Below are 18,681 nucleotides of genomic sequence, written 5' to 3' on the forward strand. Positions count from 1 at the left end.
GTACGCGCCGGCCAGTGCCTCGCGGCCTCTGGCCCCATACCTCGAGCGTAGTACTTCCGATGAAAGCATTCTTTCCCCGGGCGCTGCTGCTGGCAGCGTTCACGCTGCCCTTCTGCCAGAACGCTCTGGCCGGCGTGGTGGTCAATGGCACGCGGGTGATCTACCCGGCGCAGGCGCGCGAAGTCACCGTGCAGGTCGACAACGTCGGCGACTCGCCCGCCCTGGTCCAGGCCTGGATCGACAGTGGCGACGCCAACCAGACCGCCGATACCAGCGACGCCCCGTTCGTACTGACGCCGCCGATCGCGCGCGTCGAACCGGGCCGCAGCCAGGCGCTGCGCGTGATCTTCTCCGGCGCGCAGCTGCCGACCGACCGCGAGTCGGTGTTCTGGCTCAACGTGCTGGACGTGCCGCCGTCGCCGGACAACGCCGACAGTGGCGACCAGAACTACCTGCAGGTCGCGTTCCGTTCGCGCCTGAAGCTTTTCTACCGGCCGCAGGGCCTGAAGGGCGTCGCCAACGACGCGCCGGCAGCGCTGCGCTGGACCCGTTCGGGCGACCGTCTGCGGGTGGAAAACCCAAGCCCCTTCCACGTCACCCTGGCCGAAGTGCATGCCGTGACCGGCAGCACTGAAAAGGCTGTCGAGGACAAGGGCGCAATGGTCGCGCCGAAGCAGAGCCTGGAGTTCGCCGCACCGGCGGGCACCGACCAGGTCCGCTTCATCACCATCAACGACTACGGCGGCCGGGTGGAACACACGATCCGCCTCGGCAGCACCGGGGGCTGAACGCGCCGCGCTGGCCCACGGCCGGCGCATCCCGCCACCGCCGCCGTGCGGCGAACTGAAGGAATGTCAGTGTGATCGGAAACAGATTGACATTGTCGATCCATCAGGCGCTTTGCCTGCTGGTTGCTGGCGTGGCCTGCCCAGGATGGGCGCTGGCTGCTCCGGCCAATCTCGGCGAACAGGCGCTGATGGCGCAGAGTGGTGCGGCCAATGCGCGTGCCCCGGAATCGGCCCAGTTCAACTCCAGCTTCCTGTCTGGCCAGGCCAAGCAGGTCGATCTGGCGGCCTTCAGCAACGGCAACCCGATGGTGGCCGGCAACTACCGTGTCGACGTCTACGTCAACGGAGCCTGGCAGGGCCGCCGCGACCTGCAGTTCAAGGCCGATGCGCAGGGCCGCGTAGACGCCTGCCTGCCGCTGCCGATGCTGGAAGAAATGGGCGTGGACAGCGAGGCCGTGCTGTTGCAGCAGGACCCGTCCGTGCCGACCGACAAGACCAGCTGCGTGCCGGTCCAGCAGCGCATGGCCAATGCCTATGGTGTCTACGACAGCGGCAACCTGCGCTACGACCTCAGCATCCCGCAGGTGTTCCTGCGCCGCGAGGCGCGTGGCTACGTCAACCCGGCACTGTGGGACCGTGGCATCAATGCCGGCTTCGTCGGCTACAGCTTCAATGCCATCGACAGCGACAGCCGCGTCGAAGGCGGCCAGCGCAACCGCAGTGCCTACCTGGGCCTCAACGCGGGCCTCAACCTGGGCGGGTGGCAGTTCCGCCACGACTCGAACCTGACCTGGTCCGAGGGCGACGGCCGCCATTGGCAGAGCATCGCCACCTATGCGCAGCGCGGCATCCCGCAGGTGCGCGGCATGCTCACCATCGGTGAGGCCTACACCACCGGCGAGCTGTTCGATTCGATCGGTTACCGCGGTGCCAGCCTGGCCAGCGACGACCGCATGCTGCCCGATTCGCTGCGCGGTTACGCGCCGGTCGTGCGCGGCATCGCCGAGACCAACGCGCGCATCGAAGTGCGCCAGAACCAGCAGCTGATCTATTCCTCGACCGTATCGCCGGGCAGCTTCGTCATCGACGATCTTTACCCGACCGGCTATGGCGGCGACCTGGAAGTGAGCGTGATCGAGGCCGATGGCCGTCGCCGCGAGTTCAAGGTGCCGTTCGGTTCGGTGCCGCAGATGCTGCGCGAAGGCGTGTCGCGTTACTCGCTGACCGCCGGCCAGGTGCGCAACAAGCTGCTGGCCGATGAGCCGTGGCTGGTGCAGGGCACCTACCAGCGCGGTATCGGCAACCAGCTGACCCTGTACGGCGGCAGTGCACTGAGTGATGGCTACCTGTCGCTGCTGTACGGCGTCGGCCTGTCCACGCCGGTCGGCGCGTTCGCCGCCGACGTCACCCATGCGCGTACCTCGTTCGATCACTACGGCAACCACACCGGTGCCAGCGTGCGTCTGAGCTACAGCAACATGATCGGCGAGACCGGGACCAACCTGACCCTGGCCGCCTACCGCTACTCGACCGAGGGCTTCTACAGCCTGCAGGACGCACTGTACGGTCGTGATTCGGACAAGCGTGGCATCGATCCGACCACCCGCGGCCGCCAGCGCAGCCAGTTCCAGGTGACGCTGAACCAGCCGCTGGGTCGTCGCGGCGGCGCGCTGTACCTGACCGGTTCGGTGCGCGACTTCTACGATCGCCCCGGCACCTCCAAGCAGTACCAGGTCGGCTACAACAATGCCTGGCGCTCGGTGAACTATGGCTTCTCGGCGCTGCGCACCGAAGAGGGCGTACTGGGCCATTCCGATACCCAGTACCTGCTGTCGATGAGCGTGCCGCTGGGCCGTGGCACCCACCCGGTGTCGTTCAGCGCCGACCTCGGCGTGCGCGACCGCGGTGGCTACGACAACAGCCGCGTCGGCATCACCGGTTCGGCAGGCGTCGACAACAACTTCAGCTATGGCGCAGCCCTGTCCGACTCGCGCGAGGGTGGCACCACCGCGGTCGGCAACGTCGAATACCGCAGCCGCTACTCCGCGTTGAACGCCACCTACAGCCACTCGCGTGATTTCCGCCAGGCCTCGGTCGGTGCCAACGGCAGCGTGGTCGTGCATCCAGGCGGCTTCACCTTCACCCCGCAACGTGGCGACACCATGGTGCTGGTGGAAGCGCCGGGTGCACGCGATGCCATCGTCAGCAACGCCCCGGGCCTGCGTGTCGATGGCCGCGGCTACGCGGTGGTCCCGTACGTGTCGCCGTACCGCCTCAACACCGTCACCCTCGACCCGCAGGGCATGGCCCACGACGTCGAACTGGAGAGCACCAGCCAGGCGATCGCGCCGTTCGCCGGTGCCATCAGCTACCTGCGCTTCGATACCCGCAAGGGCAACGCGCTGCTGATCCAGGTACGCAACCCTGATGGCCGCACCATGCCGTTCGGTGCACAGGTCAAGGACGAGCAGGGCCAGCCGGTGGGCATGGTCAGCCAGGGCGGCCGCCTGTACGTGCGCAGTGAAAAGAACCAGGGCCGCCTGCTGGTGGAGTGGGGCGCAGGTGCCGACCAGCGCTGCACCGTCGATTACCAGGTTCCGGCGGACGCCGATGCGTCCAAGACCGGCTTCATCCCGCTGGAGGCAGCATGCCGATGATTTCTTCCCGTGGTCGCAAAGTGCTGGCCGCAATGGCACTGCTGGGCAGTGTGTTGATGGCGCAGCAGGCCAGCGCGGCCTGCCGCATCCAGATCAACGGTTTCGTTGCCCAGGATGTGCAGATGGACATGGGCCAGATCGTGATTCTGCCCAGCACCCCGGTGGGGGGCGTGATCAAGGAAATCAGCGTGCCGATCAACCAGCAGAACAGCGTCGCCCGCTGCGACTATTGGTATGGCGGCAGCTCGACCGGCGAGTATGTCAATGCCCCGCAGAAGCGGCCAGTGGCCGGCTTTGCCAACGTCTACGAGACCGGTGTTGCAGGCGTGGGTATCCGACTGTTCCGCGACTCCGGCGCGATCCAGACGTACTACCCGCATTCCATCAACTTCGGTGCCAACTCCACCATCTCGCTGATCGGTGGCCAGTTCCGCATCCAGCTGATCAAGACCGCCGCGCAGACCGGTTCGGGGGTGATCGCACCCAATGGCCGCTTCACTACCTATTACTTCGATGGGGATGGTCCCAGCCGCCCGGTACTGACCTCGACCTTCAGGGGCTCGGGCACCACCGTGGTCAGCCCGACCTGCGAAGTGCAGGCCGGCAGCCGCAACATCGCGGTCGATTTCGGCAGCGTGGCCAACACCACCTTCACCGGCGTCGGCTCGCGCGCGGTCGACCGTGACTTCGAGATCCGCCTGAACTGCCAGGGCAGCAACGTGGCCGCCTACCAGAGCAAGATCGGCATCCGCCTGGATGCCGATCAGGACAGCTCGAACATGCCCGGCGTGCTGAAGCTGAGCGCAGCCACCAACAGCGCCACCCGCATCGGCATCCAGATGGTCCAGCGCGACGGCAGCACCGAACGCGAGGTGCGCTTCGGCCAGACCATCAGTGTCGGCACGACCACTACCGGTACCAGTGTCATGAGCCTGCCGCTGCGGGCCCGCTATGTGCAGACCCAGGCCGGCACCGTCGGTGCCGGCACCGCCAACGGGCAGGCGACGTTCACGATCCAGTACGAGTAGTACGCGCTTTCCATTGCTGAGTTTCGAGCCTCACGTCGCCCGTTCCGCGGGCGGCGTTGACTGCGTCTTGATCCCGCAAACGTGAAGATCAGGGCTATCATTGCCGTACAGAAACATGAATGTGATGTACGTCATGAAAGTGACCTCCTTTTCACCGCAGCGCCTCCACTGCCGGGCTTTCCGCCCGGTTGAGGGGCAATGAAAGGATCCGGCGTGCCTGCGACCCACCTTGCCATTGCCGGATTGCCCGCCGAGTTCGTCGAGATGCGCAGCGGAGGCCTGTACTGGGTGGTGGCTGCCGGCAGCGCGCCGACGGACCTGCTCGGCGCCGGCGTGCTGGCAACGGCCGAGGCACTGGACGAGGCCGTGCTGGTCACGCTGGGGCGGGGGGCCGAATCGATGCTGGCGCTGCTGCCTGCCGACCAGGGGCCGGCCCGCCTGCGGCTGTTCCAGCGCTCGCACCACGGCATGCAGCAGGCGTTGCGCGGGCTGACCGGCGATCTGCCGCGCACCGCCTCGGCGCGCACCCGGCTCAGCCTGGTGCAGTTCCCGGTGGCGGCGCTGGACGGCTGGGATGATGCCCGGCTGGCGCGCTGGTGCCAGCAGCTGCAGGAATGGGCCGGACAGGCGCAGCAGGTGCTGCTGTTGCTGTGCCACGGCGAAGTGGCGACCCTGGCCCCGCGCCTGTTGTCACTGAGCCGGAACTGCGCCGGTGTGGCCCAGCTGCATCCGCATCGTGGCGCTCTGCAGCTGCTGCTGCATTACTGGTCCAACAGCCATGGCGTGGTGGCCCAGCGATCATTCGGCGTCGAGCAGGAAAGCCGCGGGCTGCGCCACCTGGCCGAGGCCGATGCCGCCGACACTGGGATCGATGCGACCAGTGGCAGCGACCGCGATGTCTTCCTGGCCCAGGCCGAAGTACTGGAAGGTGCGCCGCCGTTGTCGGCGGCCTGGCGCCTGTATGACGGTTGGGCCGGATTGCTGCCGGCCGCGCTGCAGGCGCGCGAGGCCACCGTGGTGCTGGCCATCGACGAGAATGCCAAGGTGGATGCACTGGCCCGCCTGCTGCACCGCCTGCGCCGCGAACGTGGCAATGCGCTGAAGCTGGTGGTGCGCGAGCTGCAGCCCTGCCTGCGCTACGCCGATGAGCGGCTGCTGATGCAGTGCGGTTGCAGCCTGGTGGTGCCGTCAGCGACGCCTTTGCCGCGACTGCTGACCCTGCTGGAAACCGTGCAGCGGCAGCGTTGGCAGGGCCAGCTGGCGGAAGAACCAGAGCCGCTGATCCGTTCGCATCGACCGCCATCGGTGAGTGGCCTGGTCAACGCCGCACGCTTCCGCCAGATCGCAGGTGATCGCATCGACCAGGACGGTAGTGCGGTGGAAAGCGCCGTGCTGGCGCTGCAGCCGGTGGCCGGCCTGCGTGCCGAGCAGACCCTGCAGCAGCTGCGCATCCGCCGCCAGGGCGATCTGGCCTGTGTCTACCGCGGGCAGGTACGCCTGTTCCTGTTTGGTTGCCGGCGTGATGCGGTCGAGCAGGCCCTGGGCAATCTGTTCCGCCTGCCCTGGCGCGAGCTGTTCGATGGCTACCAGCGCTTGGCCGAGTACGACATTGCAGCGATGAACGCCCACGGCAGCGATCCGGAGGCCGAGGTACTGCCCGAAGCACCTGCGGCCCTGCCGGCTGTGGCCCCGGCGCTCGAGGCGCCTGTTTTCACCGCCCCGAAGCCGCTGCGGCTGGGAGATCGCGCATGACCACCGACCAGCAACTCTGGACCCTGATCGTCGCCTGCGCGCTGGTGATGATTCCCTTTGGAGCCATGCTCGGCACGCTGTGGCGCGGGCTGCGCCGCCGTGTCGCGCGCTGGCTGCCACCCCGCCATCTGCGCCGCGCCGGTGTACGCCAGCGTGCGCCGCGGAGGGCTGCATGAGTCCGCAGATGGCACCCGCATCTCCCTTCGCCTGGGCCGACCTGCGTGGCTGGAACCTGTACTTCCTGTCCAAGGTGGTACTGGCCTGGATGGGCGCGCTGGATCTGAAGATCCTGCCCAACCTGCTGTTCCTGGGCGCGCTGCTGATTCCGCTGCGCTGGCGCTGGGCACGCATCGCGCGCACCGTCGTCGCGGTACCGGTGGGCGTCGCGCTGTACTACCAGGACACCTGGTGGCCACCGTTCCGGCGCCTGCTGGTGCAGCCGGGCGTGCTGGACTTCTCGGCCGACTATTGGCTTGAACTGGCCCAGCGCTTCATCAACTGGCAGATGGTGGCGGTGCTGGTGATGCTGGTGCTGGCCTACATGCTGCTCAAGCCGTGGCTGCGCATCACTACCCTGAGCGTGCTGGGCATGCTTGGCCTGGCCGTGATGGCGATACCGATGCCGGCGGGCTGGAACTGGGGGCAGGGTACCGCCACCGCGGCCACCGCGGCCACCGCCAGCACCGGAGGCACCTCAGGTGGCGGCCTGCCGCCGGCCAACAACGAGACGCTCAATGCATGGCTGGCCAGCTTCTACCAGCAGCAGGCCAGCCTCAAGACCAGCTTCCCCGCACCGGGCAGCGGCGCGCCGTTCGACGTCATCATCCTCAACATCTGCTCGCTGGCATGGAGCGATCTGGATGAAGTGGGGCTGCGCCAGAACAACCTGCTCGACCACATGGACGTGGTGTTCGACGACTTCAACTCGGCAACCGCCTACAGCGGCCCAGCAGCGATCCGCCTGCTGCGCGCCAGTTGTGGCCAGACCTCGCACACCGCGCTGTTCGATCCGGTGCCGGCCGAGTGCCAGCTGTTCTCGAACCTGCAGCATCTGGGCTTCCAGAGCGAGCTGGCGATGAACCATGACGGCCACTTCGACGATTTCATCGGCGAACTGCACCAGTACGGTGGGCTGCAGGCGCAGCCGATGGACATCAGCGCGTTTCCTAAAGCGCTGGTGGCGTTCGACAAGTCACCGCTGCGCCGCGATGGTGATGTGCTGATGGCGTGGTGGAAACAGCGGCTGGCCGGGACCAGCCAGCAGGTGGCGCTGTTCTACAACACGATCTCGCTGCACGATGGCAACCGCATCGTCGGCGCCGATGGCCGTTCGAATGCCGCCGACTACAAGGCACGTGCGGAAATGGTGCTGGGTGACATGGCCGGTTTCGTCGATGCGGTGGAGAAGAGTGGCCGCCGCGCGATGATCGTGGTGGTGCCTGAGCATGGCGCGGCCCTGCATGGCGACCGCATGCAGATTCCGGGCATGCGTGAGATTCCCAGTCCATCGATCACTCACGTGCCGGTGGGCGTGAAGCTGATCGGCATGGGCGCGCCGGCGGCCGGCGGCCCACGTCATGTGCCCGAACCGAGCAGCTACCTGGCGGTGTCCGAGCTGGTGTCGCGTGTGTACGCGCTCAATGCCCAGTCGCCGCCGAGCGAGCGTAACTGGGACAGCCTGCTGAAGGGGCTGCCGCAGACACCGTCGGTATCGGAGAACGAAGGCGCCAAGGTCATCGAGTACGCCGGCAAGCCCTGGCTGCAGCTGCAGGGCAGCCAGACCTGGAGCCCCTACCCGGAGGAGGCGCGCTGATGCCTGCCGACATTCTTGCCGTGCCGGTCACATTGTCCGTGGAAGAGGATGACATCGACCTGCTGCGCCGCAGTCTGGACATGCCAGGGTTGCCCTACGTGGACTTCTCGGCCCAGCAGGAACGTGCACGGGCGCTGGCGCGCTGGCCGTTGCTGGCCGAACTGGAGCCACGCCGATGAGCACCGTGTTGTCGCTGCAGGGCATCCATGGCGGAACCGGCGTCACTACGGTGCTTGCCGCGTTGGGCCAGGGCCTGCACGCCCAGGGCCAGCGTGTGCTGCTGGTCGAATGCAGCCCGGACCAGATGCTCGGCCTGCACCTGGGCCTGCCGGCCGATGTCGACAACGGCTGGGCGCGCGCGCAGCTGGACGGCACGGATTGGCGCGATGCCGCCTATGCCATCGCAGCGGGGCTGGCGGTGCTGCCCTACGGTCGTGTCGATGCCGGGGCCGCGATGCGCATCGAACAGCAGCTGCAGCAGGCGCCGGCCACCTGGGCCGAACGCATTCCGCTGCTGGAGACCCAGTTCGACTGGATCCTGTTCGACCTGCCGCAGCGCCTGCCGGCGCACGCTGCGGCCATCAACCAGCACGCGCGCTGCACGCTGCCGCTGCGCCTGGCCTGTGTCGATCCGGTCAGCCATGTGTTCCTGCAACGCCAGCCGGATGACACCCGCCTGCTGCTGGCCAACCGCTATGACCCGGTCATTCCGGTGCAGCGCGATCTGATGCAGCTGTGGCTGCACGCGCACGGGGCGCGGCTGGTGCCGCAGCCGCTGCACGAGGATGCGCGGGTGCCGTCCGCATTGGCCAGCAAGCAGCCACTGGGCCGCTATGCGACCGATTCGCTGGCTGCTGCCGATGTGGATGGCTTGGTGCTGTGGTGCCTGGCGGAGGCCACACGGCGCCAGGCCGCGGCGAGAGGACGCTGATGGGTGCCCGCGTCTATTACCTGGACTGGGGACGCCTGCGTGAGCGGGTGCATGCGTCCTGGCCGACGCGGGCAATGCTGTGGCTGCTGCAATGCGTGGGCTGGGCGTTCCTGCGCCTGGAAGGGCCGGCATGGCAGGCGCAGGCGCCGCGCCTGCGCTACGCCTTCCCGCAGATACAGGGCGACCGTCGCTGGCGCCCAGGTGATCCCCTGCGATTGCTGATCCAGGCCATGTGGCTATCGGTGGTGCGGTTGGTACCGCAGCCCTCGCTGAGGCGGCAACGGTTGGCCCAGGCCCGGCGCGAACGCATTGCCGAACTGCGTGGTGCGGCCGGTCGTGGCCGCCTGCGCTATCTGCGCGCGATGCGCGATGCGCCCAGTGAATTCTGGAACAGCCGCGTGGCGGCCTGGTTCGGCCGTAAGATGGGCAGCCTGTCGCCACGTTCGCGGCACCTGCTGACCCTGCTGGTCGGGTTGGCCACGCTGGGGCTGGCGGCGCTGTGCATCACCCAGCCGTTCACCTATCTCGCACAGTTCGTGTTCGTTGCACTGCTGTGGGCCATCGCGCTGCTGGTGCGGCGCATGCAGGGGCGCTATGCGACGCTGGTGCTGGTCGTGCTGTCGATCACCGTGTCCTGCCGCTACCTGTGGTGGCGCTACACCGCCACGCTGAACTGGAACAGTACCTTCGACCTGGTCTGTGGCGTGGTGCTGCTGGCGGCGGAAACCTATTCGTGGCTGGTGCTGATGCTGGGCTACGTGCAGGTGGCCTGGCCGCTGCGTCGCCGCCCGGCGCCGTTGCCGGCCGACATCCGCCAGTGGCCGACGGTGGATGTGCTGATTCCCACCTACAACGAAGACCTGGCGCTGGTGCGGCACACCGTGTACGCAGCAATGGGCCTGGACTGGCCGGCCGACAAGCTGCGCATCCATATCCTCGATGATGGCAAGCGCGAAGAATTCCGCGCATTCGCCGAGCGTGCCGGGGTCAACTACATCACCCGCTCGAACAACCATCACGCCAAGGCCGGCAATCTCAACCATGCGTTGACCCTGATCGATGGTGAGCTGGTGGCCATCTTCGACAGCGACCACCTGCCGGTGCGTTCGTTCCTGCAGATCACCTGCGGCTGGTTCCTGCGCGACCCGAAACTGGCGCTGGTGCAGACCCCGCACCACTTCTTCTCGGCCGATCCGTTCGAACGCAACCTGCAGGTGTTCCGCAGCGACCCCAACGAAGGCGAGCTGTTCTACGGCCTGGTGCAGGACGGCAACGACCTGTGGAACGCGGCGTTCTTCTGCGGTTCCTGCGCGGTACTGCGGCGCGAGGCCATCGATGCCATCGGCGGGTTTGCCACCGAGACCGTCACCGAAGATGCGCACACCGCGCTGCGCCTGCATCGCAAGGGCTGGAACTCGGCCTACCTGCGCATTCCGCAGGCGGCCGGCCTGGCCACCGACAGCCTCGGCGCGCACGTCAACCAGCGCATCCGCTGGGCACGCGGCATGGTGCAGATCTTCCGCATCGACAACCCGCTGCTGGGCAAGGGCCTGAGCCTGTTCCAGCGATTCTGCTACGCCAATGCGATGCTGCATTTCCTGGCCGGTATTCCGCGCCTGGTGTTCCTTACCGCGCCGCTGGCGTTCCTGCTGCTGCACGTCTACATCATCTATGCGCCGGCGCTGGCCATCCTGCTGTTCGTGGTGCCGCACATGGCCCACGCCAGCCTTACCAACGCACGCATCCAGGGCAAGTACCGGCGCCCGTTCTGGGGCGAGGTGTACGAAACGGTGCTGGCCTGGTACATCGCACGGCCCACCACCGTGGCACTGTTCAGCCCGGGCCGCGGCAAGTTCAACGTCACCGACAAGGGCGGCACCCAGGCCGGCGATCGATTCGACTGGCGCGTGGCGCAGCCCTACCTGGTGCTGGCGCTGCTGAACGTGCTCGGCCTGTGCTTTGCCGTGTGGCGCTTCATGCACGGGCCGCTCGATGAACGCGGCACGGTGGTCGTCAGTTCGCTGTGGGTGCTGTACAACCTGCTGATCATCGGCGGTGCGCTGGCGGTGGCCGCTGAAGTGCAGCAGGTGCGGCGCACGCACCGCGTCACCACCCACCTGCCGATGGCGCTGCAGGTGCCCGATGGCCGCCGCCTGCGCGGCGTGCTGCAGGACTACTCCAACGATGGCGTAGGCGTTGAACTCGGCGAAGACGCACAGCTGGCCGAAGGCCAGCGCGTGCAGGTGCTGCTGGGGCGGGGCCGCCGCGAGTTCGCGTTCCCGGCGCGGGTGCAGCGCACGGTCGGCCAGCGACTGGGCCTGCTGCTGTTGTTCGAGGACGAACGCCAGCGCGTGCAGTTCGCCCAGTGCACCTTCGCCCGCGCCGATGCCTGGCTCGACTGGCACGCCGGTTACCAACCCAAGAGCCTGCCGCGCAGCCTGTGGAGCGTGCTGGTCCTGGGCTGGCGCGGCTATCGGCGGATGGGTGATTTCGCACCGTTCGACCTTGACCGCCCGGCACACTGGAACCGTCGCCTGCTGCGATGGCTGGCCAGCTTTGCTCCGCAACGTCCGCTTCCTTCACACCCGGCTGACCCAGCCGCTGACCCAGGGCTTCGTCCATGACCCTTCCGTCCTCTCTGCGTTGGCTGCTGCTGCCCCTGCTGGCCCTGCCCGTGGCGTCAGGCAACAGCGCGCCTGCTCCGGCACCGGTCGCCCCTCCCACCACAGCGCCTGCCGCGCCGCCGGTGCCGAGCGTGCCGGCCGCACCCGCCACCACTCCCGCCGCCGGTACCGAGCCCGCGCTGGCGCAGACCTGGACGGGCAGCGCCTGGCCCTGGCAGCGGCAGAACACGTTCGCGCAGCTGGGGCGCCGCCAGGACACGCTGCTGTCGGGGGTGCGCAATGCCACCACCTTCGAGTTCCAGGTCCGCCGTGACCGCCTGGTCCGTGATGCGGAACTGGATCTGAGCTTCACGCCGTCACCGTCGCTGCTGCCGACCCTGTCGCACCTGCGGGTCTACCTCAACGACGCGATGATGGGCGTGGTGCCGATCAGCAACGACCAGCTGGGCCGCCCGGTGCAGGCCAAGCTGCCGCTGGACGCACGCCTGATCGCTGATTTCAACCAGGTCCGCCTGGAGTTCGTCGGCCACTACACCGACATCTGCGAAGAGCCGACGCACAGCTCGCTGTGGGTCAACCTGTCCAGCAACAGCACGTTGCGCCTGGGAGGCCAGCCGCTGGCGATGCAGGACGACCTGGCCAACTTCCCGCTGCCGTTCTTCGATCCGCGCGATACCGCACGGCTGGAACTGCCGGTGGTGTTCGCCGCCGCACCGAGCCTGGCGCAGCAGCGCGCGGCGGCGGTGATGTCCTCCTACTTCGGCAGCCTGTCCGGCTGGTGGCGCCAGGCGCGCTTCCCGGTCAGCTTCGGCACGCTGCCGGACAAGGGCCACGCGGTGGTGCTGGCGGTCAACGGCAGGTTCCCGCCGGTGATCGCCAACCATGCCCCGGTGAAGGGCCCGATGATCGAACTGATGTCGCTGCCGGAGGATCCGCAGCGCAAGCTGCTGCTGGTGCTGGGCCGCAACGATGACGACCTGCAGAAGGCGGTGGCCGCGATGGCGGCCGGCAACGTGCTGTTCCGCGGCCGCCAGGTCAGCGTCGACGAGATCAAGCCACTGGCCCCGCGCAAGCCGTACGACGCGCCGAACTGGGTACGTACCGACCGCGCCGTCCGCCTGGCCGAACTGCTCGACTACCCGCAGCAGTTGCACGCCAACGGCGTGTCGCCGCAGCCGATCACGGTCAACCTCAACCTGCCGCCGGACCTGTTCATCTGGCGCAACCAGGGCATTCCGCTGAACCTGCGCTACCGCTACACGCCGCCGTTCGGCAGCGATGAGTCGCGGCTGGGCGTGGCGATCAACGACCAGTTCATCTCCAGCTTCCCGCTGGTGCGCCGCAACGGCAAGCAGGGCCTGGAGGAAATCCGCCTGCCGGTGCTGGCCGGCGATGCCGGTGCCGACGACGGGCGCCTGCTGATTCCGGCGCTCAAGCTGGGCGACCGCAACCAGCTGCGCTTCGATTTCAACTTCGCCAGCGTGATGGGCAGTGCGCAGCGCGACCACTGCCAGACCGTGCTGCCGCCCAACCTGCAGGCAGCGATCGAAGAGGACTCGACCATCGACTTCTCCGGGTTCCATCACTACATGGGCCTGCCGGACCTGTCCGCATTCGCACTCAGCGGTTTCCCGTTCACCCGCATGGCCGATCTGTCCGAGACCGTCGTGCTGGTGCCGCCCAGCGCCAGCGAAGCACAGGTCAGCCTGCTGTTGAACCTGATCGGTGGGCTGGGCGTGCAGAGTGGCTACCCGGCCTATGGCCTGCGCCTGTCCGATGACTGGAAGCAGGCCAGCGCACTGGATGCGGACCTGCTGATGCTGGGCGCCTTGCCGGCGGAGCTGCGCGGCAGCCAGCAGCTGTCGCTGCTGATCGACGACCAGCGCACGCGCCTGCTCAACGGCCAGTCGCCGTCGCCGCAGCAGGCGATGGAACAGGCCCGCCGTGGCAGCCGCGATGGCGACCCGGCGGTGACCGAAGTAGCAGTGAGCGCGCAGGCACCGTTTGCCGCGATCATCGGCATGCAGTCGCCGAAGCATGCGCAGCGCAGCATCGTTTCGCTGGCCGCCAGCAATGCCGCCGACTACGGCCTGCTCGACGATGCACTCAGCGATACCGGCAAGCGCGAAGCCATCGCAGGTTCGGTGGCGATCCTGCGTACCTCGGGCATCCACAGCCAGTTCGTCGGCGATCACTACTACGTTGGCGCGCTGCCGTGGTGGCTGCTGCTGTGGTACCACCTGGCCGACCACCCGGCACTGCTGGCGGTGCTGGCGACGCTGGTGGTGCTGATGGTCGCTTTCCTGCTGTGGCGCACGCTGCGCTGGGTCGCGGCCAAGCGCCTGGACCCGGGGCACTGATGGCACGTACGCGGCATCCGCTGGTCACCGCTTCCGGCCTGGTCCTGTTGGGACTGGCCGGTGCCGGGCCCTGCGCGGCGCAGGCCCTGCCCGATACACCGGGCGGAACCGTCGCCGAGCAGCGCCAGTGGCTGCTTCAGCAGGTGCGCATCGGAGAGGCCACCGGTCGCCAGAGCCTGATCGAAGACGCGCTGGCGCGGCTGCGCATGCTGGCGCCGGATGATCGCGGCACGCTGGTGGCGATCCTGGAAGTGCAGCTGTCGCAGCAGAAGCTGCAGGATGCCGAGGCGACCCTGAAGCGCCTGCGCGAGATCGGCACGGGCACCCGTGAACTGGCCGCCGGCGAGCGCCTCTGGCAGGCCTATCGCGGTGACCTGCAGCAGGATCTGCAGCAGGCGCGGCTGTTCGCTGCCGGTGGTCGCAGCGCCGAAGCGCTGGCGATCTACCGGCGCCTGTTCAACGATGATCCACCTGGCCTGCAGCTGGGCCTGGAGTACTGGCGCCTGCGCGGCGCCCAGGCGGATGGGCGTGCACAGGCGATCCGTGCGCTGGGCGAACTGGACCGCAGTTATCCGGGCAATGTGCCGTTGCTGCAGGCGCTGTCGCAGATGCTGTTCGCGGCCGGCCGCGATGCCGAGGCGCTGGCCGCGCTGCAGCGCATGGGGCGTAATCCGGAAGCCCGCGGCATGGCGGCGGACGCCGAGTGGGCCTACCTGAAGGATCAGCCGGCCGACGACCGCAGCGTGCGCCGGCTGCAGGACTTCATCACCCGCAACCCGACGTTCGCCGACATCGCATTGGTGCGCGAGCGCTACACCGACCAGCACAAGCGGGTCAGTGACCCGGCGTGGCGCGCCGGCCTGCGTGGCCAGCAGTTGCTCGACGCAGGCCGCAATGAAGAGGCCGAGCGCGCTTTCCTGCAGGCGCTGCGCGGCTATCCACGCGAGCCCGATCTGCTGGGTGGACTGGGCATGGCGCTGATGCGCCAGGGCCGCCGCGAGCAGGCCATCAACTATTTCCAGCGTGCGGTGCAGGCCACCCCGGCCGGTGACAGCAACGACAAGTGGCGTGACCTGATTGCCAGTACCCGCTACTGGCTGCAGCTGGACCAGGCCGATGCGGCGCTGGCCGCCGGCCGGCTGGACGAGGCCGAGCGCCTGTATGCGCAGGCGCGTCGCCAGCAGCCCCGCGACGTCAATGCTGCACTGGGCCTGGTCGACGTGGCCGTGGCCCGCGGCGATGACGCCGCAGCCGAACGCCAGCTGCAGGTTGCCCGGCGGATGGCGCCCAACGATGCCAACGTGATCCGCAAGCTGGTGCAGCTGTACGGCCGCACCGACCCGCAGCGGCTGGAAGCCTTCATCAACGCATTGCCCGCCGCCCAGCGCAGGCTGTATGCCGAAGATCTGCGCCAGCTGCAGATCAGTCGACTGCGTGAGCGGCGCGAGCAGGCGTTGGCTGCCGGCGATGCAACCACTGCGATCTCGCTGGGACAGCAGCTGCGCGGCGAACTGCCGGGCGATGCATGGCTGGCCTATGCGCTGGGCAACGAGCTGCGCGCCGCCGGCCGGCAGGACGAGGCCGACGTGGTGGTGGCCGACATGACCACGCACAACCACAGTGCCGAGGCGCGCTACGCGCAGGCGCTCTATCTGTCGGGATCCGATCGGCTGCCGCAGGCGCTGGCGGTGCTCGATGCGCTGCCGCAGGCGCAGTGGGACGATGACATCCGCGCGCTGTCGGCGCGCCTGCAGCGGCAGCAGCTGGTCGATCATCTGTGGGATCTGCGTGCGCAGGGCAGGGAGGCCGAAGCCATCGCGCTGCTGCAGCAGCAACCGCCCAGCACCGACAACGATCTGCTGATGGCCGAATGGGCGCGCCTGCGCGGCGACCACGCGCAGGCGCTGCACTACTACCAGCGCGTGCTTGCTGCACAGCCGGAGAATGTGGATGCGCAGCTGGGCCAGGTGCAGGCCTGGATCGGCACCGGCGATCTGGCCAGCGCACGCCGCCAGATGCACGACGCACCGCCGGCAGTGGACGATGCCGGGATCGGCCAGCAGCGCCAGCTCGCCACCATCTGGACCGACCTGCGCGAGGACACGAAGGCGTTGGCGATCCTGCGCGCGTTGCTGGCGCGCAAGACCGGGCCCGACGCACAGTCCTGGCGTGATGCTGCACGGCTGGTGCGCCGCGATGATCCACAGCAGGCGCTGGACATGTATGCGCATGCGATGGCCGACAACGGCCTGTTGGCCCCCAGCCAGGCCGCGCCACGCGACAATCGCGCGCTGACCCTGGCCAGCCGCGAGACGGCCGGCGATGACTGGTTGCGGCGCAGCCTGCGCAGCGACGTGGAGACCCTGTACCAGCAGGAGAATCCCACCCTGACGGTGATGCAGGACACCGGGCGCCGTAGCGACGGAACCCCGGGTATTTCGCGGCTGTCGCGCGATACCCGCATCGCGCATCTCGACGCGCCGTTCGCCGGTGGCCTGGGCTGGGCGCGCATCGAGCAGGTGAGCTTCGATGCCGGCCGCTTCCAGACCGACGGGAACGGGGCCTACGACGAGGATTTCGGTAGCTGCGACCTGGATCTGCTGCAGGCCGACAACAGCCGCCTGCGCGCACCGGGTTGCACCCGTTTCGTGCACCAGCGGCGCACCTCCGGCGCCGGCTTCGCCGTGGGCTGGCGCACCTTGGATGACCGCTGGAACTTCGATATCGGCCACACCCCGTCCAACTACGTGGTCGGCAACTGGCTTGGCGGTGTCACCCTCAATGGTGACCTCGGGCGCTTCGGCTGGGGCGCCACGGTGTCGCGGCGGCCAATGACCAATTCGCTGCTGTCGCAGGCCGGTGCCGTTGATCCACGCAGTGGCATCGCCTGGGGCGGGGTCACCGCCAACGGCGTGACCTTCAGCCTCGGCTACGACCAGGGCGGCCGCGATGGCGTATGGTCGAACTGGAGCTGGCATCGGCTGACCGGCCACAACGTGGTCGACAACACCCGCGCACGCGCGATGGTGGGCTGGTATCACAAGCTGATCCAGCGCCCCGACATGCGGCTGGATGTGGGCACCACCGCAATGTACTGGCGCTACCAGAAAGACCTGGGCGGCTACTCGCTGGGCCAGGGCGGCTACTACAGCCCGCAGCGCTATGCGTCGCTGAGCCTGCCGGTCAGCTTCGCCTGGCGCAACGACGTGTGGTCGGTGCGCCTGGATGGCTCGGTAAGTGTGTCCAGTGCGCGTACCTCGTCGATCAGCCGTTTCCCCGACCAGGCATTGATCGAGCGCGTGATCGCACAGCTCGAGCCGCAGTATGGCCCCCTGCAGCTGGACGAGGCCGGCCTGTACACCGGCGACAGCAGCAGCACCGGCACCGGCTACCGCCTGTACGGCGCGGTCGAGCGCCGCCTGGGCGACCACTTCGTGCTGGGTGCCGCCGGCACCCTGCAGCGCAGCCGCGATTTCTCGCCGAATTCGTTCCAGCTCTACCTGCGCTACACCTTCAAGCCCTGGCAGGGAAACCTGCCGTTGCCCGTATCGCCACTGGTGCCGTATGGCGAGTTCCGCTGACCTGCAGCGCCGGCGCCTGCTGCAGGTGGCCGCCACGCTGCCGCTGCTTGGCTGGCGCAGTGCACAGGCCACGCCCGTACCGCGCTGGCCGGCGTGGCAGGTACTGGTGGACAGCAGCCTGAGCCGCGATGGGCGCATGATCGATCGCAGCCAGGACGATCAGCGCAGCACCTCCGAAGGCCAGTCCTATGCGTTGTTCTTCGCCCTGGTCGACAACGACCAGGCGCTGTTCGACCGCGTCCTTGGCTGGACCCAGGACAACCTCGCCGAAGGCGACATGGGCAAGCGCCTGGCGGCCTGGCTGTGGGGACGCGATGGCGCTGGAGCGTGGCGGGTACTGGATGACAACCCGGCCTCGGACTCCGATCTCTGGCTGACCTATGCGCTGCTGGAAGGCGCGCGGCTGTGGCGCCGTCCCGCGTTGAAGGCCATCGCCGAGGGCATGCTTGCGCAGGTGCGGGCACGCGAGATCGTGGACCTGCCCGGGCTCGGCCCGATGCTGTTGCCGGGCCCACAGGGATTCACCGAAGGGGACGCCATGCGGGTCAACCCCAGCTATCTGCCACTGCCGCTGCTGCGCCGCTTTGCGGTGGAGGATCGCAGCGGGCCGTGGCAGGCGCTGGCGCGCAACAGCGTGCAGCTGTTGCAGCAGACCAGCCCAAACGGGTTCGCACCGGACTGGGCGGCGTGGAAAGGCGATCGCTTCGTCGTCGATCCGGTGCGCGGTGCGGTCGGCGGCTACGATGCCATCCGCTGCTACACCTGGGCGGGCATGACCGCACCGCGCGATCCGTTGTTCCGTGCGCAGCTGGCGGCCCTGTCCGGGCCGCTGCAGCGCCTGCGCAGTGGTGCGCCGATGTGGGAGAAGATCGACACCCGCAGTGGCCAGGGGCAGGGCGAAGGCAACTACGGATTCCGCGCGGCACTGCTGCCGTATCTGATCGCGCAGGGCGAAGCGGAGCGTGCCGATGCATTGTTGGCCAGCCTGCCCAGTGCGGAGCAGCAGCGTGCTGACGCACCGGCCTATTACTCGCAGATGCTGGCGCTGTTCGGTCGAGGCTGGGCCGAGGGACGCTGGCGTTTCGCCGCCGACGGCCGCCTGCTGCCGCGCTGGTAGCTGCAGTGCTGGAGGGTCGGATCCCGTTGC

12 protein-coding genes are annotated in these 18,681 nt (G+C 68.2%); all 12 read left to right on the top strand.

Annotated features, from left to right (window positions below):
- Window positions 1-59 precede the first annotated feature (59 nt).
- The 12 genes from AC5P9P_RS10760 (at window position 60) to bcsZ (ending at window position 18,651) form a co-directional block, all read left to right on the top strand.
- Window positions 60-788, top strand: coding sequence for a fimbrial biogenesis chaperone (locus AC5P9P_RS10760; RefSeq protein ID WP_049402407.1), 729 nt, complete (start codon window positions 60-62; stop codon window positions 786-788).
- A 92-nt stretch (window positions 789-880) separates the two neighbouring features.
- Window positions 881-3,445, top strand: coding sequence for a fimbria/pilus outer membrane usher protein (locus AC5P9P_RS10765; RefSeq protein WP_495232784.1), 2,565 nt, complete (start codon window positions 881-883; stop codon window positions 3,443-3,445).
- Window positions 3,436-4,473 carry a fimbrial protein gene (locus AC5P9P_RS10770; protein WP_049402403.1) on the top strand — a complete coding sequence of 346 codons (1,038 nt, stop codon included), beginning with the start codon at window positions 3,436-3,438 and terminating at the stop codon, window positions 4,471-4,473. Before AC5P9P_RS10765 ends, AC5P9P_RS10770 begins: the two co-directional genes overlap by 10 nt.
- Window positions 4,474-4,686: 213 nt before the next feature.
- Window positions 4,687-6,225 (top strand): BcsE family c-di-GMP-binding protein, encoded by a 1,539-nt coding sequence (locus AC5P9P_RS10775; protein ID WP_049430314.1) that lies wholly within the window; start codon window positions 4,687-4,689, stop codon window positions 6,223-6,225.
- Complete coding sequence (gene bcsF / locus AC5P9P_RS10780) at window positions 6,222-6,401, top strand: cellulose biosynthesis protein BcsF (protein ID WP_033836073.1); 180 nt, start codon at window positions 6,222-6,224, stop codon at window positions 6,399-6,401. Before AC5P9P_RS10775 ends, bcsF begins: the two co-directional genes overlap by 4 nt.
- Window positions 6,398-8,038, top strand: coding sequence for a cellulose biosynthesis protein BcsG (gene bcsG / locus AC5P9P_RS10785; RefSeq protein WP_231522717.1), 1,641 nt, complete (start codon window positions 6,398-6,400; stop codon window positions 8,036-8,038). Before bcsF ends, bcsG begins: the two co-directional genes overlap by 4 nt.
- Window positions 8,038-8,217 carry a cellulose biosynthesis protein BcsR gene (gene bcsR / locus AC5P9P_RS10790; RefSeq protein ID WP_049402398.1) on the top strand — a complete coding sequence of 60 codons (180 nt, stop codon included), beginning with the start codon at window positions 8,038-8,040 and terminating at the stop codon, window positions 8,215-8,217. The genes bcsG and bcsR overlap by 1 nt, the downstream gene beginning before the upstream one ends.
- Window positions 8,214-8,969, top strand: coding sequence for a cellulose biosynthesis protein BcsQ (bcsQ, locus tag AC5P9P_RS10795; protein ID WP_033836076.1), 756 nt, complete (start codon window positions 8,214-8,216; stop codon window positions 8,967-8,969). Before bcsR ends, bcsQ begins: the two co-directional genes overlap by 4 nt.
- Entirely contained in the window at window positions 8,969-11,593 is a 2,625-nt protein-coding gene (gene bcsA / locus AC5P9P_RS10800) for a UDP-forming cellulose synthase catalytic subunit (protein ID WP_111108799.1), read from the top strand. Before bcsQ ends, bcsA begins: the two co-directional genes overlap by 1 nt.
- Entirely contained in the window at window positions 11,590-13,953 is a 2,364-nt protein-coding gene (bcsB, locus tag AC5P9P_RS10805) for a cellulose biosynthesis cyclic di-GMP-binding regulatory protein BcsB (RefSeq protein WP_053091554.1), read from the top strand. The genes bcsA and bcsB overlap by 4 nt, the downstream gene beginning before the upstream one ends.
- Window positions 13,953-17,534 (top strand): cellulose synthase complex outer membrane protein BcsC, encoded by a 3,582-nt coding sequence (bcsC, locus tag AC5P9P_RS10810; protein WP_495232769.1) that lies wholly within the window; start codon window positions 13,953-13,955, stop codon window positions 17,532-17,534. Before bcsB ends, bcsC begins: the two co-directional genes overlap by 1 nt.
- Entirely contained in the window at window positions 17,518-18,651 is a 1,134-nt protein-coding gene (gene bcsZ / locus AC5P9P_RS10815; RefSeq protein ID WP_495232770.1) for a cellulose synthase complex periplasmic endoglucanase BcsZ, read from the top strand. The genes bcsC and bcsZ overlap by 17 nt, the downstream gene beginning before the upstream one ends.
- Window positions 18,652-18,681: the final 30 nt, after the last annotated feature.

The sequence above is a fragment of the Stenotrophomonas sp. YJH_SMC_14-1 genome, assembly GCF_059372275.1.